At 52.6% G+C, this 22,117-nt stretch carries 19 protein-coding genes; 6 read left to right on the forward strand and 13 right to left on the reverse strand.

From position 1 onward, the window contains the following. Positions 1–30: 30 nt before the first annotated feature. Complete coding sequence (gene dnaJ / locus NeNHUV3_RS07710; RefSeq protein ID WP_048598513.1) at positions 31–1,182, forward strand: molecular chaperone DnaJ; 1,152 nt, start codon at positions 31–33, stop codon at positions 1,180–1,182. Between the two features lie 37 nt (positions 1,183–1,219). Further along, positions 1,220–1,978, forward strand: a complete 759-nt coding sequence (gene radC / locus NeNHUV3_RS07715; RefSeq protein ID WP_391480740.1) for a DNA repair protein RadC — start codon at positions 1,220–1,222, stop codon at positions 1,976–1,978. Positions 1,979–2,010: 32 nt separating this feature from the next. On the opposite strand, the gene secA is transcribed toward radC, so the two are convergent. Then, entirely contained in the window at positions 2,011–4,701 is a 2,691-nt protein-coding gene (secA, locus tag NeNHUV3_RS07720; protein WP_391480741.1) for a preprotein translocase subunit SecA, read from the reverse strand. A 190-nt stretch (positions 4,702–4,891) separates the two neighbouring features. On the opposite strand from secA, the gene NeNHUV3_RS07725 reads away from it, so the two are divergent. From NeNHUV3_RS07725 to NeNHUV3_RS07735, 3 genes are read left to right on the forward strand one after another with little or no spacing between them, the layout of a single operon-like run. Beyond that, the gene (locus tag NeNHUV3_RS07725) at positions 4,892–5,731 is read left to right on the forward strand and encodes a peptidylprolyl isomerase (protein WP_391480743.1); all 840 of its coding nucleotides are present in this window, start codon (positions 4,892–4,894) and stop codon (positions 5,729–5,731) included. Beyond that, positions 5,732–6,946 (forward strand): bifunctional glutamate N-acetyltransferase/amino-acid acetyltransferase ArgJ, encoded by a 1,215-nt coding sequence (gene argJ / locus NeNHUV3_RS07730; RefSeq protein WP_391480745.1) that lies wholly within the window; start codon positions 5,732–5,734, stop codon positions 6,944–6,946. After that, on the forward strand, positions 6,943–7,341 hold the full coding sequence (locus NeNHUV3_RS07735; protein WP_391480746.1) for a (deoxy)nucleoside triphosphate pyrophosphohydrolase: 399 nt from the start codon (positions 6,943–6,945) through the stop codon (positions 7,339–7,341). The genes argJ and NeNHUV3_RS07735 overlap by 4 nt, the downstream gene beginning before the upstream one ends. A 325-nt stretch (positions 7,342–7,666) precedes the next feature. On the opposite strand, the gene infB is transcribed toward NeNHUV3_RS07735, so the two are convergent. From infB to pip, 9 genes are all read right to left on the reverse strand, one after another. Further along, positions 7,667–10,144: a translation initiation factor IF-2 gene (gene infB, locus NeNHUV3_RS07740; protein WP_391480748.1), complete on the reverse strand. Its 2,478-nt coding sequence runs from the start codon at positions 10,142–10,144 to the stop codon at positions 7,667–7,669. Then, positions 10,137–10,772 carry an RNA-binding protein gene (locus tag NeNHUV3_RS07745; RefSeq protein WP_048598788.1) on the reverse strand — a complete coding sequence of 212 codons (636 nt, stop codon included), beginning with the start codon at positions 10,770–10,772 and terminating at the stop codon, positions 10,137–10,139. Before NeNHUV3_RS07745 ends, infB begins: the two co-directional genes overlap by 8 nt. Before the next feature lie 25 nt (positions 10,773–10,797). Further along, entirely contained in the window at positions 10,798–12,417 is a 1,620-nt protein-coding gene (gene nusA / locus NeNHUV3_RS07750; protein WP_048598519.1) for a transcription termination factor NusA, read from the reverse strand. Continuing rightward, positions 12,418–12,999 carry a ribosome maturation factor RimP gene (gene rimP / locus NeNHUV3_RS07755; protein ID WP_048598789.1) on the reverse strand — a complete coding sequence of 194 codons (582 nt, stop codon included), beginning with the start codon at positions 12,997–12,999 and terminating at the stop codon, positions 12,418–12,420. A gap of 234 nt (positions 13,000–13,233) precedes the next feature. Continuing rightward, a complete protein-coding gene (locus tag NeNHUV3_RS07760; RefSeq protein ID WP_391480750.1) occupies positions 13,234–14,778 on the reverse strand; it encodes an ABC transporter substrate-binding protein in 1,545 nt (514 codons plus the stop codon). An 81-nt stretch (positions 14,779–14,859) separates the two neighbouring features. Then, positions 14,860–16,503, reverse strand: a complete 1,644-nt coding sequence (locus tag NeNHUV3_RS07765) for an ABC transporter ATP-binding protein (RefSeq protein ID WP_391480752.1) — start codon at positions 16,501–16,503, stop codon at positions 14,860–14,862. Then, positions 16,500–17,705 (reverse strand): ABC transporter permease, encoded by a 1,206-nt coding sequence (locus NeNHUV3_RS07770; RefSeq protein WP_391480753.1) that lies wholly within the window; start codon positions 17,703–17,705, stop codon positions 16,500–16,502. Before NeNHUV3_RS07770 ends, NeNHUV3_RS07765 begins: the two co-directional genes overlap by 4 nt. Further along, positions 17,702–18,700: an ABC transporter permease gene (locus NeNHUV3_RS07775; RefSeq protein WP_341246453.1), complete on the reverse strand. Its 999-nt coding sequence runs from the start codon at positions 18,698–18,700 to the stop codon at positions 17,702–17,704. The genes NeNHUV3_RS07770 and NeNHUV3_RS07775 overlap by 4 nt, the downstream gene beginning before the upstream one ends. An 87-nt stretch (positions 18,701–18,787) precedes the next feature. After that, on the reverse strand, positions 18,788–19,765 hold the full coding sequence (gene pip, locus NeNHUV3_RS07780) for a prolyl aminopeptidase (RefSeq protein ID WP_391480754.1): 978 nt from the start codon (positions 19,763–19,765) through the stop codon (positions 18,788–18,790). Positions 19,766–19,837: 72 nt separating this feature from the next. Here pip and ubiG point away from each other — a divergent pair, with 72 nt between their 5' ends. Continuing rightward, positions 19,838–20,584, forward strand: coding sequence for a bifunctional 2-polyprenyl-6-hydroxyphenol methylase/3-demethylubiquinol 3-O-methyltransferase UbiG (gene ubiG, locus NeNHUV3_RS07785; RefSeq protein ID WP_391480756.1), 747 nt, complete (start codon positions 19,838–19,840; stop codon positions 20,582–20,584). Here the strand turns inward: ubiG and NeNHUV3_RS07790 are convergent. The 3 genes from NeNHUV3_RS07790 to grxC are packed head-to-tail and all read right to left on the reverse strand — an operon-like array spanning position 20,581 to position 22,090. Next, on the reverse strand, positions 20,581–21,024 hold the full coding sequence (locus NeNHUV3_RS07790) for a MarR family winged helix-turn-helix transcriptional regulator (RefSeq protein WP_341246456.1): 444 nt from the start codon (positions 21,022–21,024) through the stop codon (positions 20,581–20,583). The genes ubiG and NeNHUV3_RS07790 overlap by 4 nt on opposite strands. Beyond that, positions 21,024–21,839 carry a carbon-nitrogen hydrolase family protein gene (locus NeNHUV3_RS07795; protein ID WP_391480757.1) on the reverse strand — a complete coding sequence of 272 codons (816 nt, stop codon included), beginning with the start codon at positions 21,837–21,839 and terminating at the stop codon, positions 21,024–21,026. The genes NeNHUV3_RS07790 and NeNHUV3_RS07795 overlap by 1 nt, the downstream gene beginning before the upstream one ends. Further along, complete coding sequence (gene grxC, locus NeNHUV3_RS07800; protein ID WP_048598527.1) at positions 21,836–22,090, reverse strand: glutaredoxin 3; 255 nt, start codon at positions 22,088–22,090, stop codon at positions 21,836–21,838. The genes NeNHUV3_RS07795 and grxC overlap by 4 nt, the downstream gene beginning before the upstream one ends. Positions 22,091–22,117: the final 27 nt, after the last annotated feature.

The following is a 22,117-nucleotide window of genomic DNA, read 5'->3' on the forward strand; positions in this document are numbered from 1 at the left end:
GGCTTTTACGTTCCAAAGGGGAGACCACCCATGGCAAAACGTGACTATTATGAAATTCTAGGGGTCTCAAAAGGCGCATCCGCTGATGAGATCAAGAAGGGCTATCGCACCAAAGCGAAAGAACTACACCCAGACCGTAATGCTGATAATCCAAACGCCGAGGCAATGTTCAAAGAAGCGAACGAAGCCTACGAAGTGCTGAAAGACGCAGAGAAAAAAGCTGCTTACGATCGTTACGGCCACGCAGCTTTTGAAGGCGGCATGGGTGGCGGCCGGCAAGGTGGCGGTTTTGGTGGCGGGAACGGTGACTTCTCAAGCGCCTTTTCCGATGTGTTTGATGATCTGTTTGGTGACTTCATGGGCGGACAGCGCGGTGGTGGCGGTCGTACACGCGCCAGCCGCGGCTCTGACCTGCGCTACAACTTGCGCGTCACCCTTGAAGAAGCTTTCGCCGGCAGCCAGAAAACCATCAACGTCCCGACATCTGTTAACTGTGATACATGTACTGGCACTGGTGCAGACGGTGGGGCCGAACCCGCGACCTGTCCAACGTGTTCAGGCATGGGTAAAGTCCGTGCGCAACAGGGCTTCTTTACCGTAGAACGCACCTGCCCTACATGCTCCGGTATTGGTCAAATCATCAAGAACCCGTGCAAAGCATGTGGCGGTGCTGGCCGGACAGAAAAAGAGCGTTCCCTTTCTGTAAACATTCCTGCTGGTGTTGAAACCGGCACCCGTATCCGTCTTGCTGGCGAAGGCGAGGCTGGAATGCGCGGTGGACCGACAGGTGATCTTTATATTTTCATCGAAGTCGCAGAGCATGAAATATTTGAGCGTGACGGGCAAAGCCTGTTCTGCCGCGTACCTGTTTCAATGACGTCTGCGGCTCTTGGTGGCGACATTGAGGTGCCTACTATTGATGGTGGGCGGTCACGAGTGAAAATCCCGGGCGGCAGCCAATCGGGGCGCCAAATGCGTTTGCGCGGCAAAGGCATGCCCGGGCTTCGCGGTGGCGGCGCAGGCGATATGTTCATCGAAATGGCCGTTGAAACGCCTGTGAACCTTACATCTAAGCAGAAAGAGCTTCTGCGCGAGTTCGAAAAACTTAGCGAAGACAACAACCCACAATCGTCAAGCTTCTTCTCAAGCGTCAAAAGCTTTTGGGAAACGATGAAGGGTTAACTGATTTTTTAGAGAATCGGCGCATTCATGTCGTGTCATGAGTGCGCCAGATCAGTTTTCTGAAAACCAAATGCCCTTGTTCGAGGGCCAAGAACTTCTCTTTACCGGCCCAAAAGGCGGGGAGCTAAGTTACGTCAAAGATCATCGGCAACGTCTTCATCACCGTTTCGCCGAAGGCGGTGCGCGCGGAATGCCCGACTACGAATTACTCGAGTTAGTTTTGTTTCGATCACTTCCAAAATGTGATGTGAAACCAGTTGCGCGGCGGTTAATTGATACATTCTCGGATATCAATGGCGTGATTTCTGCCCGCCCCGAACATTTAGCCAAAATCCGCGGTGTGGGTGATTTGGTCATTACCGATCTGAAAATTCTGGAAGCCACGTCACACCGGATGGCACGCGCCCGAGTGATGCAAAAAGATGTGCTGTCCAGTTGGGACGCACTGATAAACTACTGTCACACAGCCATGTCACACGGTGACACTGAAGTGTTCCGCTGTCTTTTCTTAGACCGTAAAAATGTGCTGATTGCCGATGAGGAACTTGGCCGCGGCACCGTCGACCATGTGCCTGTCTACCCAAGGGAAGTTATGCGGCGAGCCCTAGAATTGAACGCAAGCGCCCTTATTCTTGTGCATAATCATCCGTCAGGCGATCCAACGCCGTCAAAATCTGACATATCCATGACACTAACCATGGAAAGCGCTGCCCAATCACTTGGGCTGACACTTCATGATCACTTAATCATCGGCAAATCGCGCGAGGTGAGCATGCGCTCAGACGGCTACCTCTGACCGCAAACCTCAGGCGCTATAAGGACAAGCCGTTAAACGCGCCCGTGACAGTGCTTGAACTTCTTACCAGAACCACAAGGACAACTATCGTTGCGTGATGGATTACCCCAAGTCGTAGGGTCACTTTCTACAAAGCCATCAACCGCGTTTTCATTATCGGATGCGGGGACAGCATCAGCCGGCGCTTGTAGCTGTGCCTGCTGTGCGGCCATTTGCGCCATCATCGCTTGCTGCTCTTCCTCCGTTAGAGGGCGGATTTGAGCCAGCTTCTGGGTTACATCGCCACGAAGACCATCGAGCAAAGCCTCAAATAGTTGAAAACTGTCGGTCTTATATTCGTTCAACGGATCACGCTGCGCGTATCCACGGAACCCCACGACAGAACGCAAATGCTCAAGAGCGATCAGATGCTCACGCCATTTTGTATCGATAGTGTTCAAAAGAAGCTGCTTTTCAATGCTCCGCATGCTGTCTTCACCGAACTGCTCAGACTTTTCAGCCATCATTGCATCGGCGGCTTCCTCAATACGCTCAAGGATTATCTCGTCATCGACACCTTCTTCGTCTGCCCAATCCACGATCGGCAGATCAAGGCCAAGGCGCTCAATCGCCTGCGCCTGCATGGTTTGCGTATCCCATTGGTCTGCATAGGTTTTTGGCGGCATGAACTCATCGACCAAATCTTCAATCACTTGATCGCGCATATCTTTTGTAATTTCAGACACGTCACGGCTTTGCATGATCTCAAGACGCTGGTTGAAGATAACCTTACGCTGATCGTTCATTACGTCATCAAACTTAAGCAGCTGCTTACGAATATCAAAGTTGCGCCCTTCAACTTTCGCCTGTGCTTTCTCGAGTGATTTGTTGACCCACGGGTGCACAATCGCCTCACCTTCCGCCATACCGAGGCGAGACAGAACTGCCTCAAGACGCTCAGAGCCAAAGATGCGCATCAGGTCATCTTCAAGCGACAGGAAAAACGACGAGCGACCCGGATCCCCCTGACGTCCAGAACGCCCACGCAACTGGTTATCAATCCGACGGCTTTCATGACGTTCGGTTGCCAGAACATAAAGACCGCCAGCCGCAAGAACCTTCGCCTTTTCATCCGCCACCGAGGCTTCGATTTCTGCGCGTAACGCTTCTGGATCAGCGTCAGGTTTCTCAGCCAGCGCTTCCATGACCTGCATATCGACGTTGCCGCCAAGCTGAATATCGGTCCCGCGACCCGCCATGTTTGTAGCAAGTGTTACTGCGCCAAGGCGACCAGCCTTTGCGATGATCTGCGCTTCTTGCTCGTGCTGACGCGCATTTAGAACGTTGTGCTCAATACCTTCGGCAGTAAGTACTTGGCTAATATATTCCGATTTTTCGATCGACGTTGTACCAACCAAAACAGGCTGACCGTTTGCGTTTGCGGCCTTCAACGCGTCAACAACAGCTTTGTATTTTTCGTCAGATGTGCGGAAAACTTGATCATGCTCGTCCACACGCTGGATGGGACGGTTTGTCGGCACTTCGACAACGCCCAGCTTGTAAATTTCACCAAACTCTTCTTCTTCTGTTTTGGCAGTACCGGTCATACCGCCTAACTTGGAATACAGACGGAAATAGTTTTGGAACGTGACAGAAGCGAGCGTGACGTTTTCAGGCTGAATAGCCACGCCTTCTTTCGCCTCAATCGCTTGGTGCAAACCATCTGACATACGACGGCCCGGCATCATACGGCCCGTGTGCTCATCAATGAGGATAACTTCGCCGTCGCGCACAATGTAGTCTTTGTCTTTGGTAAAGAGTTTATGTGCTGAAAGCGCTTGGTTCACGTGATGCACCAACGTTACACTTTCGGGATCATACAGAGTTTGCTCAGCATCAAGCAGACCACCTTCACGCAGGCGTTGCTCAAGCCACTCATTACCTTCTTCAGAATACGTAACGTTGCGGGTTTTCTCATCAATCGTGAAGTGTTCCTCGCTTAGTTCAGGAATAATCGTGTTCACGACTTTATACAGTTCAGACCGATCCTGCGCAGGGCCAGAGATAATCAGCGGGGTGCGCGCCTCATCAATCAAGATCGAGTCGACCTCGTCGACAATCGCAAAGTTGTGGCCCCGTTGTCCCATTTGGTCCAGCTCAGACCGCATGTTGTCACGAAGGTAATCGAACCCAAGCTCATTGTTGGTCGCGTATGTGATGTCGGCGGCGTAGGCTTGCTTTTTCTCAGCCTCTGGCTGCTGTGGATAGACAACACCCGTACTCAAACCCAACGCGCCATAAACTTTAGACATCCATTCCGCATCACGTTTGGCCAGATAATCATTGACCGTCACGATGTGTACGCCCTTGCCGCTAAGCCCGTTCAAATAGGCGGGGAAAGTCGCAACGAGGGTTTTACCCTCACCGGTTTTCATTTCAGCGATGTTGCCTTGATGCAGGAAAATACCGCCCATCAATTGCGTATCAAACGCCCGCAATCCAAGCGCACGGCGCGCGCCCTCACGACAGTTGGCAAAGGCTTCGGGCAGAAGACTATCGAGGCTTTCACCACCGGCAATACGCTCGCGAAACTCGTTTGTCTTTTCAATTAGTTGCTCATCGGTAAGCGCTTGGAAATCAGGCTCGAGCGCATTGATTTTCTCAACAAGTGGACGTGTCGATTTAACTTTACGATCGTTTGGAGTGCCAAAAACCTTCTTGGCGATGGTGCCTAAACCCAACATGTGTCTTCCTTGGCCGATGGCCCCAATAAAAATGTCATAAGACGGGTGGTTGCCCGTCCCGACCTGCAGCCATACATAAGAGCTTAACAGGCAGTCTCAAACCTTGAAGGCGTAAGTGCTGTAAAGGATGTAAGGGCCGCCTATGTTAGTGTCAACGGCACCACCCATGGGGCCACGAAAGGATCACGAAATGGTAAAACCCCTTAATTTTATTGGCGCAGCTTTGTTGAGTACTTTTGCCGCCACGTCCTTGCAGGCCCAAGATGCCTCAACCGTGATTACCTCGGTCAATGGCACCGACATTACACTTGGCCACGTCATCGCATCGCACGCGCGCTTGCCGCAACAATATCGTGATTTACCGCCAGAGGTCCTGTTTCAGGGCATCATCGATCAACTGACACAACAAGAGCTTCTCGCCCAATCTCTTGAAGACACACCCGCACGCGTTACGACTACTCTGCAAAACGAACGACGCTCGCTGCTGGCAGGTGAAGTGATTGACGCCCTGTCATCCGATGCTGTCGCGGAAGACGCGCTTAAGGCGGCGTATGAAGCCCAGTACGCTGATGCTGATTTGGGCAAAGAGTACAATGCCGCACATATTTTGGTGGAGACCCAAGACGAAGCAACCGCATTGGTTGAGCAGCTATCAAATGGTGCTGACTTTGCAGAACTTGCCAAAGAAAAATCAACTGGCCCGTCTGGTCCGAATGGTGGGGATTTGGGCTGGTTTGGAACCGGCGCTATGGTTGCCCCGTTTGAGGAGGCGGTCGTTGCGCTGTCTGTCGGCGAAGTTTCACAACCTGTCGAAACCCAATTTGGCTGGCACGTGATTTTGTTGAAGCAAGACCGCATCGCATCCGCCCCCAGCCTCGATGAGGTGCGTGCAGACCTGTCACAACGACTGCAACGTGAAGCCGTTGATAGCTATGTCGCCAATCTTCTTGAGGGCGCTGATATCACTCCGGCAGACCTTTCTGCAATCGACCCATCAATCATTTCTAACTACGAACTGTTGTCTGAATAAATGACCATATCGCCCCTCGCCCCAGCTAGTTTTCCCGTTGTCCCGATGATCTCGGGCGTCCGCTTTGCGACTGTCGAAGCTGGCGTGCGCTATTCAGGCCGTAAAGATGTGATGCTTGCACATCTGCAAGCCGGCACATCAATCGCAGGGGTTTTCACAACGTCCGCAACCCGCGCGGCACCCGTGCTGGACTGTCAGGCTAAACTTGGTGGCGACCCCTCTGGCGAGGCAGCAATTATCGTAAACTCTGGCAACGCTAATGCGTTTACAGGATCGGGCGGCGCAGAGGCGGTGACGAATATCTGCACAGCGGTCGCCGATACACTCGGGATTGCCCCTCAACGGGTGTTCTCATCGTCAACTGGCGTGATCGGTGAAGCCCTGCCATTTGAGAAAATTACAGCCAAACTTTCTGAGCTGAAAGAAGGTCTCTCACCGGGCAAGCTGAAGGGTGCCGCCGAAGCGATAATGACGACGGACACGTTCCCCAAAGCGGCAGGCGCACAGATTGATATTGACGGGAACACAGTATCGATCACCGGCATCGCCAAAGGGTCCGGCATGATTGCGCCCGATATGGCCACAATGCTGGTTTATATCTTCACCGATGCAAAAATCGCACAGCCAGACCTGCAACAGATGGTGTCCGCAATTAACGACAGGACCTTCAACTGCATCACTGTAGACAGCGACACATCTACTTCCGACACACTCATAATGGCAGCGACAGGCGCATCGAACGTTGACGTCACGGGTAACGCTGAATTTGCACAGGCACTTGAGACATTAATGCGGGACCTCGCTCATCAAGTCGTACGTGATGGCGAAGGCGCCACCAAATTTGTGACAGTCAACGTGACCGGCGCTGACAGTGAGCCGGATGCAAAGCGTTGTGCACTCTCAATCGCGAATTCGCCACTCGTCAAAACGGCGATCGCGGGTGAAGATCCAAACTGGGGCCGTATTGTTGCAGCTGTGGGTAAATCCGGTGCAAAGGCGGACCGAGACACCCTTTCAATCAGCTTTGGTGACATCCGTGTGGCCGAGAATGGTTGGGTCAGCCCAAGCTACGCGGAAGAACAAGGTGCAGCAGTGATGAAACAGCAAGACATTGCAATCAACGTAGACCTCGGCGTGGGAACATCCGATGCAACTGTGTGGACATGTGATTTGACCCACGGCTACATCACAATCAACGCTGATTATCGCTCATGAAGACGGTTCTTGTGTCTGCTGTAGCTTTGATTGACGTTGATGGTCGCGTTTTGCTCGGCCAGCGCCCTGAAGGTAAATCCATGGCAGGTCTGTGGGAATTTCCAGGCGGAAAAGTCGAAACGAGCGAAACACCAGAGGCAGCTTTGGTGCGGGAGTTAAACGAAGAGCTTGGCATTGATACGTGGGAGAGCTGCCTCGCGCCGCTTACCTTCGCGTCGCACTCATACGAAAAATTCCATCTTTTGATGCCGCTGTTTGCTTGTCGAAAATGGAACGGCACGCCCCAGTCGCGCGAAAACCAAGCCTTAAAATGGGTGAAAGCGAACAAACTAAGCAATTATCCAATGCCTGCCGCAGATATTCCGCTCATCCCCATTTTGCGTGATTGGCTTTAGGTTCGTACTTTCGACACTGATCTACGGCCTCAAGATAGCAAGATTTCTTGGTTACCATTTGGTTAAGATGCTCAAGTTGGTCGTATGTGGAACCCGAAAATGCTTAGAACAATTCAGATTGGAAGTGGCGTGTCCGTACAAGGGATTCTGATTAAGGCTCTCGAAAACGGCAAGCTACTCATCAGAATTGGTGACAAAACCTTTGAGGGTTTTCCAGTCTAACCAGTGTATGCTGACCCCTACAAACCGCTGAAATGAAAAAAGGGCGCCAATAGGGCGCCCTCTGTTATTTCAAATTACCGGTCGGAACCGAGGCTACTTCCAATCAAGAAAGCGTGCGCTCAACTTCTTCGCGCTCAAAGATTTCGATCACATCGTTGGCACGGATGTCGTCGTAATTCTCAAACGCCATACCACATTCTTGACCTGATTGAACTTCGGGCACCTCGTCCTTGAAGCGCTTCAATGTCTTCAATGTGCCTTCATGGATCACCACGTTGTCACGCAGCAAACGCACGCCAGCAGAACGACGGGCAACGCCCTCGGTCACCAGACAACCGGCCACTTTACCAACGTTAGACACCTTGAAGACGTCCTTAATGTTCGCATAGCCAATGAAGTTCTCTTTGATTTCCGCAGACAGCAGACCACTTGCGGCTGCTTTGACGTCATCTACCAGATCATAAATCACCGAGTAATAACGGATCTCAACACCCTTTTGGTTCGCCACGTTACGTGCGGTAGCATTTGCACGGACGTTAAAACCAAATACAGGCGCGCCAGACGCTTCGGCAAGGCCGATGTCAGATTCAGTGATCGCACCAACACCAGAGTGAAGCACACGAACACGGACTTCTTCGTTGCCGATTTTGTCCATCGCTTGGCTGATCGCCTCGGCAGAACCCTGAACGTCAGCTTTTACAACAATTGGCAGCTCAGTCATGGATTCGTCTGCTTTGGCATTTGCCATCAACTGCTCAAGCGTCGTTGCAGCACCAGCGGCCGCACGTTTGTCTTTCGCAGCCTGTGCACGGTATTCCGCAATTTCACGGGCCTGCGCTTCGGTTTCAGTCACGTTAAGCACGTCACCAGCTTCGGGTGTGCCGTTAAGACCCAGAACCTCAACAGGAACTGATGGACCTGCTTCTTTAACCCGCTCACCTTGGTCGTTAACCAACGCCCGGACTTTACCCCATTGCTCGCCGACAACAAAAATGTCGCCTTGCTTAAGGGTACCAGTCTCAACCAGAACCGTCGCAACCGGACCGCGACCAACATCAAGCTGAGCCTCGATCACAGCGCCGCGCGCAGCACGGTTGGGGTTGGCTTTCAGCTCAAGAAGCTCAGACTGAAGGCTAATCGCCTCAAGCAACTGATCAAGACCAGTGCCGTTGATGGCAGACACTTCAACATCTTGCACTTCGCCAGACATTTTCTCGACGATCACTTCGTGCTGAAGCAAATCAGTCCGAACTTTGTCAGCGTTTGCAGCAGGGCGGTCGATCTTGTTGATCGCCACAATCATCGGAACATTGGCGGCTTTCGCGTGGTTAATCGCCTCGATCGTTTGCGGCATAACCGCGTCATCCGCAGCAACCACCAAGATAACGATGTCAGTTACCTGCGCACCACGTGCACGCATTGACGTAAACGCCGCGTGACCAGGTGTATCGAGGAAGGTCAATTGCTTGCCATTTTGCTCGACCTGATACGCACCGATGTGCTGGGTGATGCCACCGGCCTCGCCCGCAACAACGCGCGCATTCCGGATTGCATCAAGCAACGAAGTTTTACCGTGATCAACGTGCCCCATCACAGTAATGACCGGTGGACGTGCCTCAAGGTTTTCAGGCGCATCTTCGATCTCAGTGATGACATCTTCCACATCAGAATCGGAAACCCGAACCACTTTGTGGCCAAATTCTTCGATGATGAGTTCGGCAGTATCCGCATCAATCGTCTGAGTTTGCGTCGCCATGATGCCATTCGTCATCAAAGACTTCACTACATCTGCAACTCGCTCGGCCATACGGTTTGCGAGTTCAGACACCACGATCACTTCGGGGAGCTGTACATCACGTACAACCTTTTCGCGCTCAACTGCGCCGCCCATAGCTTTCTGACGTTGGCGTTCTTGCTTACGCTTCATCGCCGCCATTGAACGCTGACGCCCACCTTCACCACCCGAAAGGGCTTGGTTCAGGGTAAGCTTGCCGCTGCGGCGACCATCGTCGTTACCGCGGTTTTTATTGCGTTTGTTGTCACGGTCATTATCCGCTTCGCGACGAGGAGCAGTAGTCAGCTTGCCGGGACCGCGTGGCGCAGCCGGTGCAGCAGGTGCTTCAGCAGGCGCAGCAGCACGTTTCGCAGCTTCTTCAGCTTCGCGAACCTTGCGTGCATCCTCATCTTTTTTCGCTTTCAGCGCTTCTTCGCGAGCACGCTCTTCGCGATCTTTAGCTTCTGCTTCTTCGCGGCGGCGTGCACGGCTTTCCGCGCGTGCCTTCTCTTCTGCTTCTCGCTTCGCAGCATCTTCGGCTTCGCGGGCTTTCGCCTGCTGCAAAGCCTTCATACGGCGTTCCATTTCCGCGTCGGAAATACCTGCCGGACGCTTCGATGGATCGCCCGCAACAAGACCTGCACCAGGTTTAGGCTGTGAGCCACCACCCGGCTTGGGCACCATTACGCGCTTGCGCTTAGTCTCCACCACGACGTTCTTCGTACGTCCGTGACTAAAGCTCTGCTTTACGTTACCAGGTCCGCCGCGGCGAACGCCCAATGTCTTTTTACCGTCGTCTTCACTCATCGAGTGCTTTTCCTTTCCGACGTGCCTTCACGCCGTTCCATTCACGTATCGCTTCCAGTTTGGCTGCGGTCTCAACGATACCATCGGTGAGCCCACCAGATGCGAGTGCGCCGTGTATCACACTTTCTCGCCCAAATGCCAAACCCAATTCATTTGCCGTCAAACAGCCGATAAATCGACCATAGTGTGGCGTACTCAACTTTGACTTGCCTCGCTCGGAACCGTCGCTTGCTTGCAACAGAACCTCTGCATACTCCTTCACGAGCCAGTCTTTTACTTTCTCAAATCCGACAACCGCGTGGCCTGCTTTGCGAGAAAGCGCCATCAAGTTCCCAAAACGCGCAACCAACGCATGATCCACAACAGCGATCAGATCATCAGGCGCAACCACCTTTGCCTTGGCGGCTTTACTGAACAAACCCTTTTTCTGGGCAAGCTCCAAAGCTTCTTTGGCTGCTGACACGTATATACCGCGTCCTGGCAATTTTTCCATCACATCAGGGTAAATGTGATTATCCGGCCCTACCACAAAACGGATCAAACCGCCTTTTGGTTGCACGTCACCTGTCGCAATGCACTTACGTTCAGGGCCGTTAGACCGGTCTTTATCAGCACCACCGCGCGTCATGTTCAAGGGTTCCCGAGGCCTGCGATCAGACCTCGGCCTCCATTTCAGCTGCGTCGCCTTCGCCCTCAACTTCATCAGTTTCAAGCTCGGTCGGATCAACCCAACCCAACATCACGCGTGCTGTCATGATCATGTCTTGGGCTTCCTGCAAGCTCACGTCAAACGGCTCAAGCGTACCGTCATCTTTTGAGCGCTCACCGTTCACAGTTGTCCAGCCGCCAGCAAGTTCCCAATCGGCGCAAGTTGCGAAATCCTCAAGAGTTTTAACGTCATCATTTGCAAGCGCTTCAACCATTTGTGGCGTCAGACCATCAAACGAGATCAAGCTATCTTCAGCACCCAAAGCGATTGCATTCTCAAGGGCCTTTTTGTTGGCCGCTTCGATGTTGTCACGGGCACGTGCCTGAAGCTCGGACGCAGTTGCTTCGTCTACACCGTCAATAACCAGAAGCTCATCTACTTCGACGTAGGCAACTTCTTCAAGCGATGTGAAGCCTTCAGAGACAAGCAATTGTGCGAAGAATTCGTCGACGTCCAGTGTTTCCATGAACAGCGCGGTGCGCTCAGCGAATTCTGCCTGCCGACGCTCGGATTCCTGTGCTTCAGTCAGAATATCAATGTCGAGGTGTGTCAGTTGTGACGCAAGGCGTACGTTTTGACCACGGCGGCCAATTGCCAGTGAAAGCTGCTCATCCGGCACAACAACCTCGATACGCTCGGCTTCCTCGTCAAGAACCACCTTAGTCACCTCAGCAGGCTGAAGCGCGTTCACAAGGAACGTTGGCTGATCGTCGTTCCATGGGATGATGTCGATTTTCTCGCCCTGAAGCTCGTTCACAACTGCTTGGACACGGCTGCCACGCATACCGACACAGGCACCAACCGGATCAATTGAGCCATCATATGAAATCACTGCAATCTTGGCGCGCGAACCGGGATCACGGGCAACTGCCTTGATCTCAATGATGCCGTCATAGATTTCAGGAACTTCCATTTTGAACAGCTCTGCCATGAACTCTGGCGCAGTACGGCTAAGGAAAATCTGCGGGCCGCGCTGCTCGCGACGAACGTCCTTGATGTAGCAACGGATGCGGTCGTTCGGGCGATAGCTTTCACGGCCAATCTTCTCGTTACGGCGCAAAACGGCTTCGCCACTGCCCACGTCAACGATGACGTTGCCGTACTCTTCACGCTTAACAAGCGCGTTGATGATTGTACCCGCGCGATCTTTGAATTCTTCGTACTGGCGGTCACGCTCAGCTTCGCGAACCTTCTGCAAAATAACCTGCTTGGCGGATTGTGCCGCGATACGGCCCATTTCAACAGGGGGTACTTCTTCGATCAGCTGTTGGCCGACCTCAGGGTTTTCCATGTACTGCTTGGCTTGTTCAACTGTGAACTCAGCTTGATAATTCTCAAGCTCTGCTTCCTCAACAACTGTGCGGACACGGGTGAATGTCGCACGGCCTGTCTTGCGGTCGATGCTGACACGAATGTCCATTTCGGCGCCGTAACGTGACTTTGCCGCACGCGCGAGGGATTCTTCCATGGCTTCGATGACGAGCGCAGGATCAATCATTTTCTCGCGGGCAACAGCCTCTGCAGTTTGCAAAAGCTCAAGCTGGTTCGCTGAGGTAATAGCCATTTATACGTTTCCTTCTTCTTCACCGTCGATGATGGTTTCAACCTCATCGAATTGTGTCTCGTCAATGTGACCCGCGTCTTTGCGGCCCTTTAGGACCTCGCGGATAAGATCATCAGTCAAAATAAGTTTTGCATCAGACAGCCAATCGAACTTGAGCCCGATAGTGCCTTCTTCAATGGTGATCAAAACCTCATCACCTTCAACGCCCGCAAGCTCACCCTTAAAGCGGCGGCGTCCGTCAATCAGTTCATCAGTTTCGATCCGGACCTCATAGCCCTCCCAAAGCGCAAAATCTTTCAAACGCGTCAGTGGGCGGTCAATACCAGGGCTGGAGACTTCAAGCGCGTAGGCATCCAGAATGGGATCCTCAACATCAAGGGTCGCGCTTACTTCGGTGCTGATCTTGGCGCAGTCATCCACCTCAATGGTGCCATCAGGTTTTTGCGCCATGATCTGCAACGTTGTCTGCTTGCCGCTCATCAATCGCACGCGCACCAGCTCATACCCCAAGTCTTCGATGACAGGTGTAATGATCTCGGCAAGTCGGCGATCAATCGCTGCTTTTGCAATCAGGTCGTTCATTGGTTCGTATACTTTCATCGCCCTAACTGTGGGCACAAAAAAACGGGCGCACGGCCCGTTATATCGCTTCGGTGGATGCTAGGTTTGGACCCCAACATGCCGCTGTTGAGATGCATATAGGCACAAAGGTACTAAACTGCAAGTGAAATGGTATGGTGACTGATTTAGCGATACCCCAAACAAAAACGCCCCACCAAACGGCGGGGCGCAGTTGTTAGTTTAGGGATACGTGCGTTACGCGAACCACCAACGCTCGACCAGACGCGAGCTATCCATCTGGAAGACGTTACCAATGGTGCCAGAGTTGGTCAGTTTAGTGCTGTGCGCATCGACGTAGTTTGCATACATCGGGATAACAGTCGCACCATCAACAGACATAATCTGCTGCATTTCGCCGTACATATCGCGACGCTTATCGCTATCAAGCTCGGCACGCGCCGTCAGGAGCAGCTCTTGGAAGCGGCTATTGTCCCACTTGCTGTCCCACCAAGGCACGCCAGCTTCGTATGCAGTTGAGAACATCCAGTCCTCGGTTGAGCGACCGGACCAGTAGCAGGCACACCATGCCTTTTTCATCCAGACGTTTGACCAATATCCATCATCAGGCTCTTGGATCACATCAATGTTGATACCCGCCGCCTTAGCAGAAGCTTGATAGAGCTGTGCCGCATCAACCGCACCAGCAAATGCTGCGTTTGCGGCAGATAGCTGAACAGTCAAACCATCAAGGCCAGCCTCTTTAATAAGGCTTTTCGCTTTATCAGGATCGTATGCGTTTTGCGCAAGACCATCGTTAAAGTATTGGTTGGCAGGCCCAATCGGATGGTCATTTGCAACACGGCCGTGGCCAAGCAAAATCTTATCGACCATCTCTTGGCGGTTAATCGAATGCTTAAGCGCCTGACGGACCTTCACGTTATCAAAGGGTGACAGGTTGGCCAGCATCGGGAACGTATAATGCTGGTTGCCAGTCACTTCAAAAATATTAACCGTTGGATTGGCGCGCAAAAGTGGCTCTGTCTTGAAATCAACGCGGTTCACCGCATCCACCTGACCCGTCATCAACGCATTCATACGTGCAGAGGAATCGTTAATCGCGACCGCTTCAACGCTGTCAAACCAACCTGCGCTGCCATCTTTGTAGTGGCTATCCACACGGCTCAACAATGCGCGAACACCGGGATCAAAGCTCTCGACTTTGTACATACCCGTACCGATACCCTTGGCGATTGCTTCTTCGACCTGACCGGCCGGATACATCACGATGTGATAGTCAGACAGCAGGAACGGGAAGTCCGCGTTACCAGCTTCAAGGGTAAAGACGATCTCGTGATCGTTAATCTTTTCCATGTTCGTGATCGCAGAAACAATCGGCTGAGCCGCAGATTTCGCGCCCTCAGCCACGTGCATGTTCAACGATTCGATCACATCATCAGCACCAAACGCTTTGCCGTTGTGGAACGTCACACCTTTGCGCAGCTTGAAGTTCCACACCTTGGCATCTGCTGACGCGTCCCAGCTCTCGGCAAGCTCACCTTTCAACTGGCCGTCCGCACCTACTTCGGTAAGGCAATCGAATACAGCGCCGTGCGCCAGCATGATCATAAAGCTGTCAGAATGCGTACGCGCGTCCCAGCTGTCAGATGTGTTAGCACCCGCAATCCCAAGGCGCAGCGTGCCGCCCTTTTTCGCTTCGGCGCGCGCGGGCACACCTGTGGCAGCCAGCATACTTGCGGCAACACCCGTCTTTAGAAGTCCGCGTCTACTTAGTCCTGACATATTCTTTTTCCCTTCGTTGAACAGTTTATCGAGTTTTCATAGGCAGGTTCGGCCCGCTCTCACTTAGATTTATTAGATCGCCTACATTTTACCGACGGCTGCATCACCAATGTTTTCCATGCCGCGTTCCTCAAGAAGATTGGTCAGCCAATCAGGGTCCATTTCGGGCACAGATGACAGCAGCAAATCCGTGTATGGGTGATGCGGCGGCTGGAACATCTCTGCCTTGGGCCCCTGCTCCACAACACGACCATCCTTCATAACAACAACTTCATCAGCAATAGATTTCACAGTAGCAAGATCATGCGTAATGAACATGTAAGTCAAGCCAAGCGTATCTTGCAGATCAGCAAGTAATCGCAAAATACCCTCGGCAACCAATTGATCCAGCGCGCTTGTAACCTCATCACAGATGATGAATTTTGGCTCAGCCGCAAGCGCACGGGCAATTCCAACGCGCTGTTTTTGACCGCCAGACAGCTCGGACGGTAAGCGGTCACGATACTGTGATGGCTCCAATTCGATCTGCGTCAGCAGCTCATCCACGCGTTTGGTTTTTTCACGGCCAGTCAGGCCCATGTAAAACTGCACAGGACGGCCAATAATTTCTGCGATAGTTTTGCGCGGATTAAGCGCCGTATCAGCCATTTGATAAATCATCTGGGCTTGGCGCAGCTGCATCTTATCACGCTGCTTATATGAAGCGGGCAGTTGCGCACCATCAAACTCAACGTGACCCTGTCGTGGAGCCAACAGGCCGGTAATGCAGCGCGCCGCTGTTGATTTACCCGAACCAGACTCGCCCACCACGGCCACTGTCCGACCAGCGTGCATGTCGAAACTAACGTCGCTCAAAACATCAACCTTGCCGTACGCCGCAGTGACGCCGCACACCGAGACAACGGGCGTTGCGCCGGTATGAACAGCAGGCTTTGCGGGGCGCTCAAAACTGCGGACAGCCCAAAGCGACTTCGTGTAGTCTTCTTGCGGATTGGCCAGCATTTCGCGCGTATCTGCGGTTTCAATCTCATCGCCGCGCAGCAAAACCTTAACCCGATCTGCCATCTGCGCGACGACTGCCAAGTCGTGCGTGATGTAAATCGCGGCGGTATCAAAATCCTCAACGATCTTGCGAATAGCCGCCAAGACCTCAATCTGCGTTGTCACATCAAGGGCAGTTGTTGGCTCGTCAAAAATGATCAAATCAGGGCGGCAGGCCATGGCCATGGCTGTCATTGCCCGCTGCAACTGACCGCCTGAAACCTGATGCGGATAGCGAAAACCAATTTCACGAGGGTTGGGAAGGCGCAAACGCTCGTAAAGCTGCATCGCATCTTCTGAACTTTCTGCACGCGCCATCACACCGTGCTGGATGGGTGCCTCAGTGTGCTGATCAATGATCTTATGCGCAGGGTTAAAGCTGGCGGCAGCAGACTGTGCGACATAGGCAATGCGCTTTCCAAGCAACCCGCGTTTTACATCTGCGGATGCTGAGACCAGATCGATGCCGTCAAAATTAACCGAACCAGACGAAATGCGGCACCCATCACGGGTATACCCCATTGCAGCGAGTCCAAGCGTGGATTTACCCGCCCCACTTTCACCAATTAAACCCAGAACTTCACCGCGCTTAAGGCTTAGGTTCACGCCATTGATAATGGGCGACCACACCTCATCACTGCGGCCTTCGATATAGATCTCGTTGATCGTTAAAAGATTATTCATGACTTCAGCCCCGACGATCTGTGAAGCATCCAGTCCACCACAAAATTCACAGCAACGGTTAGCAACGCAATTGCACCAGCCGCCAAGAGGGGTGCTGCTGCTACCTGTGGCGCAAAGGCGGCAAAGTTAATGAACTGCGCCAAATCACGAACCATCGTGCCCCAGTCAGCAAGGGGTGGCTGAATCCCAACACCAAGAAACGACAGCGATGCAATGGTAAGAAACACGAAACAAAATCGCAGACCAAACTCGGCCAAAAGAGGCGCAGTGGCGTTAGGCAAAATCTCTTTAAAGATCAGGTAGCCCATGCCCTCACCGCGTAGTTTTGCGGCCTCGATGTAATCCATAACGACGATGTTATAGCCAACCGCGCGCGCCAAGCGGTACACCCGCGTGCTGTCGATGACGGCGATGATTACAACCATGAACAATGTTAGCGGTATACCCAAACGCGGCGCCCAAACGGCCGCGATGGTCATCAAGAGCAGCGCAAAAATAAGCGATGGAATTGCCATCAAAACGTCCACCGCACGGGACATGATTTGATCAAACCAACCGCCAAGAACAGCCGCCAGAAAACCAAGCGAGCCGCCAAGGAAAAACGCCAGAAGCGTGGTGACGAATGCGATGCCAACTGTGTTCTGCGCACCATAGATCAAACGGCTCAACAAATCGCGACCCAACTGATCCGTACCAAGGGGAAATTCTGGGTTGCCGCCAATGGCAGGGTTTCCGCCCGGTACAATATTAGCCGCGACACCTTGAATGATTTCGTCCTGACCGTACGGTGCAATGACCCCCGCAAAAATTGCAGCGATTGAATAGAGGATGATCATCAAGATGCCGAAAGATGCGGTCAATGGCATCTGACGGAACAACTTACGCGATCCATTGGTGCCGATGCTGCGCCCAACAACACGGAAGAGCCACGCGGCAATGGTAAACAGCACAAAGGCCTCCATCGCTTTGCCAGCAAAGAAGTACTTATTGGCAACCAACGGATCAGCATCACGCGACAACGCATAAAGCCAAATCGCGCCCATGATAGCAACCAAACCAAAAATATAGCCGAACGCGGTCGCATAGGGCATATCGCGAAACACAGGCTCATCTGGCTTCAACGCACGCGCAACCGCACGGAAAGCCCATGCGAAAATCGCCATGCCAACAAAAAACAGAACCACAGTCACGAAACCACTCATTTTGGATGCCTCAGACGTGGGTTGGATAAGATCGACATAATGTCAGCCGCGAGATTAAGCAGAATATATGCCCCCGCGAAAATCAGACAGCACGCCTGCACAACGGGTATGTCACGCAATTTCACACTATCGACGAACAGCTGGCCAATACCCGGATAGACAAAAACAGTCTCAACGACGACGACGCCGGTAATGAGATAGGCAAGGTTAAGCGCGATCACATTGATAATCGGCGCAAGTGCATTGGGAAGCGCGTGCTTGACGATTACACGCATCGGGCTGATGCCCTTAAGGCGCGCCATCTCGATGTAAGGCGAGGCCAGCAAATTAATAATGGCAGCCCGCGTCATCCGCATCATATGGGCCGTAACAATCAGTGTAAGCGTAAGCGCGGGCAGCAACGTGCGCTCAAGACGCTCGGAAAAGCTCATCCCATCAAAGATATTCGAGAGGGACGGAAGGATCGGGTTCAACACTGCAAGAACCAGGATCAACACATATGCCAAGAAAAACTCGGGGCTAGAGATGCTGGACAGCGTGAAAATATTGGCCGCCCGATCAAAAATTGTCTCGCGGTAGAGCGCGGCAAGCACGCCCAAAAAAACCGCCAGCGGCACCGCAATCATCGCTGTCACACCTGCCAAAAACATCGTGTTTTCAAAACGCGGAGCAATAGTTTGTGCGACTGTACCAAGGCCTGATCCTGCGTCGCTACCAACAAAGCTGCTGAAATTAGCGGCGGCAAAGCTTGTGCCTAGATCACCGCGTACTGCACCGGACAGCCAATCAAGATAACGGACAAAAAACGGCTGATCCAAGCCTAAATCTTTGCGGATCGCCTCAACGGCGTCTTTGGTCGCGCCCTGACCCAAAATGCTTTGAGCAAAATCACCAGGGAGTAAGTTAACTGCGGTAAAAATGACAATTGAGACAACGAACAGCGTCACAAGACCAAGGCCAAGCCGCTGTAAAATAATCTTTGAAACGCTTCCCAAACTGGTCCCCAAAAATGACGAGCGTACACGCCCCCGAGTGATCAAGTTAAGGAAAATAGAAATCGTGTAAAGGCTTAACGCCCGCGCCTAGGCCAGCCTGGTTGCGAAACGATCCATCGTACGTACCAATTCCTCGCTGATGCCTGCCTCTGAAAGTGCGTGTCCTGCGCGCGCAATCAGCTTGAGCTCTGCCTCAGGCCAGTTTTGGGCCAACTTATAGGCCGACGTCGGCGGGCAGATCATATCATATCTACCTTGTACGATTATCGCCGGAATACCGCGCAGCTTGTCCATGTTATCAAGAATTTGATGGTTCTCGCCCAAAAAACCCGCGTTCATGAAGTAGTGATTTTCGAGCCTTGAGAAAGCACGGGCATACTCGGCTGGCGCGTCACCACCGGCACCCTCGTTCATGATGCTGGCCAATGCATTTTCCCAAGCAGCCCAAGCGCGCGCATAGCGCACCTCAGTGGCGTGATTACCCGAAAAGAGGCGCTTATGATACGCGCCAATCATGTCTGCGCGCTCTTCTTCCGGAACAAGGTTCTCAAAGGGTGCCCACAGATCAGGGAAGAACATCGCAGCGCCGCCACCGTAAAACCAATCAAGTTCAGCGCGGGTCATCAAAAACACACCGCGCAAAATAAGTGCCTTTGCGCGATCAGGGTGTGCTTGCGCGTAAATCAATGACAGCGTGGCACCCCAGCTACCGCCGAACACCACCCAACGCTCAATACCCAAAGTTTCACGAATAAGCTCAATGTCGCGCACCAAGTGCCACGTTGTATTATCCTCGACGCTGGCGTGAGGTCTTGACCGCCCACACCCTCGCTGATCAAACAAAATAATGCGGTACTGCGCAGGATCAAAATACCGCCGCATCGTAGGACTACATCCACCACCCGGACCGCCGTGCAACACAACGACAGGTATGCCATCGGGGTTTCCGCACTGCTCCATATAGACAGAATGGCCGTCGCCAACGTCCAGCATCCGTTGATCGAACGGTGCAAGCGCCGGATAAAGGTGCGACAAGGCGCGGCGGGGGGATGCGTTTCTGTCCATGAATGACCTATATAACCCAAAAGAGCGCCGAAACATCCGGTGCGCCATGTTTTTTTGTCATAAGGGCACATCATGACCAACGCACAAACAACCGTCGATCCCGCAGAAATCGCAAAATTCGAGGCAATGGCGGCAGAATGGTGGGACGTAAACGGTAAATTTAAGCCCCTTCATATGCTTAATCCGTGCCGTCTTGATTACATCACAAGACAAATTGCTGCTGAGTTTGGCCGTGATCTTACCCAAGACGCGCCTTTTGAAGGGCTCCGCATTCTTGATATCGGTTGCGGTGGCGGTTTGCTGTGCGAGCCGATGGCGCGCCTTGGCGCCACCATTGTTGGGGCTGATGCTGCCGAGAGAAACATTCCCGTAGCAAAAGTCCATGCAGAACAATGTGGGCTGGATATTGATTACCGCTTCACAACCGCAGAAGCCATGGCCGATGCAGGCGAGCAATTTGACGTGGTTCTCAATATGGAAGTGGTCGAGCACGTAGCAGACCCACTGGCATATCTAACGGCATGCCAACAGTTGCTAAAACCCGGCGGGTTGCAAATTTGCTCAACGCTCAATCGCAATCCCAAAAGCTATTTAATGGCGATCATCGGCGCAGAACACATTATGCGCTGGCTGCCAAAGGGTACTCATGAGTGGTCAAAATTCATCACGCCTGACGAGTTGTTCGAATTGCTGACCACTTCAGGAATGACACCCGTCGACCGCAAGGGCTTTGTCTTCAACCCAATCTCTTGGAGTTGGTCAATTTCTGAAAAAGACCTTAGCGTGAACTACGTGACAGCGTCGACAAAACCGGCCTAATCATCCGCCAGCTTTTGACGCATCTCGCGTAGAATTGGCAGGGTACGGCTTATCTTGTCGTGCCCGATATCTTCGACCATCTGGTTTACCAGCGGCGTGATTTTACGCACAGCTTCATCACGCGCCGCCCGCCCAGCGCCGCTAATCGAAACAAGCTTACGCCGCGCGTCGTCCCAATCAGGGCGAACGTGCACAAAACCCATCAGATCAAGTTTGTTAATCGTGTTGGTCATAGCCCCGCGGGTAAGTCGAAAACGGGCGGCAAGCTGTGCTGGCGTGCGTTCCCCCGTACTTGCAGCAAGATAATTCAGCACTGTTAAATGAGAAATTTCCATCCCATGGGGCAGCGCCTTGGTGACACGACTACGCAACAACTGATCAATCGCCAGAAGCTCAACGACAAGCGTCGCGCCAAGGGTATCAGACGTAGTAACCGGCATTAGGGCCCTTCGAAAAGTTGGTTGTGCTCCCATGCAGGAACACGCTTACGGGCTTTTAATACCTGATTTTTGTCAATTTCAATATAGCTGACGCCAACGCCCTCGCCAAAGTCGCTAAGCACATTTCCCCAAGGATCAACTGCCAAAGAGTGCCCGTATGTTTCGCGGCCCTCGTGCGCACCCCACTGCGCAGGCGCCAGAACATAACAACCTGTCTCAATTGCACGGGCGCGAAGCAACGTCTCCCAATGCGCCTTGCCTGTGGCGACGGCAAACGCAGACGGCACCATAAGCACCTCCGCACCGGCCTGTGCCAAAGCGCGATAAAGATGCGGAAAACGAACGTCATAACAAATTGTCATGCCAATATTCAGACCGTCTGCACGGCCTAAGACCGCAGAGGAACCAGGTCTGTAGCCGCGCGATTCCTGATAGGATTCTGCCTCTGACAACGTGACATCAAACATATGAATTTTGTCATACCGCGCAGTAATATTGCCCGAGCGATCAATCAGAAAAGACCTGTTGGCAAACCGACCATCAGTATCCTTTGTTTTCAGGGCCAAAGACCCAATCAACAAATTAACCCGAAGGGCTGCAGCCAAATCACGAAGCTTTGTTAGCGTAATATCGTCCACTTCAACGTGCAGAACTTCCATTTGCTGGGCACGACTTACGGAAACACAATTCGTCACCTCAGGTGTTGCAATAAACTGCGCACCGGATGCCGCCGCTTCTTCGATAAGCGCCGTTGTCCGTACAAGATTTTCTGCAGGACAATCACCAGAGTTAAGTTGTAGAAGGGCTGCCTTCACGCCAGTAATTTATCCAACTTGCCTGCACGATCCAATGCAAACAGGTCGTCACATCCACCCACATGGATATCGCCAATGAAGATCTGGGGCACAGTACGCCCGCCATTGGCGCGCTTGATCATTTCACCCTTGCGATCAGGCTGAGCCAAAATATTAATCTCTGAAAAGCTTACGCCCTTTTGGCTGAGAAGCCGCTTGGCAGAATGGCAAAAGCCACACAGGGGTGACGTATAAAGTTCAACAGTTTTCATTTTAGGGCGCTCCAATTTGTAGTTGCT

This window comes from Nereida sp. NH-UV-3, assembly GCF_042939535.1.
Taxonomy (GTDB): Bacteria; Pseudomonadota; Alphaproteobacteria; order Rhodobacterales; family Rhodobacteraceae; genus Nereida; species Nereida ignava.

Excerpts from the sequence above, each read along its gene's own strand:
- dnaJ (WP_048598513.1), top strand. The coding sequence starts at position 31 with ATGGCAAAACGTGACTATTATGAAATTCTAGGGGTCTCAAAAGGCGCA.
- radC (WP_391480740.1), top strand. The coding sequence starts at position 1,220 with ATGAGTGCGCCAGATCAGTTTTCTGAAAACCAAATGCCCTTGTTCGAG.
- secA (WP_391480741.1), bottom strand. The coding sequence starts at position 4,701 with ATGTTGGGTTTAGGCACCATCGCCAAGAAGGTTTTTGGCACTCCAAAC.
- NeNHUV3_RS07725 (WP_391480743.1), top strand. The coding sequence starts at position 4,892 with ATGGTAAAACCCCTTAATTTTATTGGCGCAGCTTTGTTGAGTACTTTT.
- argJ (WP_391480745.1), top strand. The coding sequence starts at position 5,732 with ATGACCATATCGCCCCTCGCCCCAGCTAGTTTTCCCGTTGTCCCGATG.
- NeNHUV3_RS07735 (WP_391480746.1), top strand. The coding sequence starts at position 6,943 with ATGAAGACGGTTCTTGTGTCTGCTGTAGCTTTGATTGACGTTGATGGT.
- infB (WP_391480748.1), bottom strand. The coding sequence starts at position 10,144 with ATGAGTGAAGACGACGGTAAAAAGACATTGGGCGTTCGCCGCGGCGGA.
- NeNHUV3_RS07745 (WP_048598788.1), bottom strand. The coding sequence starts at position 10,772 with ATGACGCGCGGTGGTGCTGATAAAGACCGGTCTAACGGCCCTGAACGT.
- nusA (WP_048598519.1), bottom strand. The coding sequence starts at position 12,417 with ATGGCTATTACCTCAGCGAACCAGCTTGAGCTTTTGCAAACTGCAGAG.
- rimP (WP_048598789.1), bottom strand. The coding sequence starts at position 12,999 with ATGAACGACCTGATTGCAAAAGCAGCGATTGATCGCCGACTTGCCGAG.
- NeNHUV3_RS07760 (WP_391480750.1), bottom strand. The coding sequence starts at position 14,778 with ATGTCAGGACTAAGTAGACGCGGACTTCTAAAGACGGGTGTTGCCGCA.
- NeNHUV3_RS07765 (WP_391480752.1), bottom strand. The coding sequence starts at position 16,503 with ATGAATAATCTTTTAACGATCAACGAGATCTATATCGAAGGCCGCAGT.
- NeNHUV3_RS07770 (WP_391480753.1), bottom strand. The coding sequence starts at position 17,705 with ATGAGTGGTTTCGTGACTGTGGTTCTGTTTTTTGTTGGCATGGCGATT.
- pip (WP_391480754.1), bottom strand. The coding sequence starts at position 19,765 with ATGGACAGAAACGCATCCCCCCGCCGCGCCTTGTCGCACCTTTATCCG.
- ubiG (WP_391480756.1), top strand. The coding sequence starts at position 19,838 with ATGACCAACGCACAAACAACCGTCGATCCCGCAGAAATCGCAAAATTC.
- NeNHUV3_RS07790 (WP_341246456.1), bottom strand. The coding sequence starts at position 21,024 with ATGCCGGTTACTACGTCTGATACCCTTGGCGCGACGCTTGTCGTTGAG.
- grxC (WP_048598527.1), bottom strand. The coding sequence starts at position 22,090 with ATGAAAACTGTTGAACTTTATACGTCACCCCTGTGTGGCTTTTGCCAT.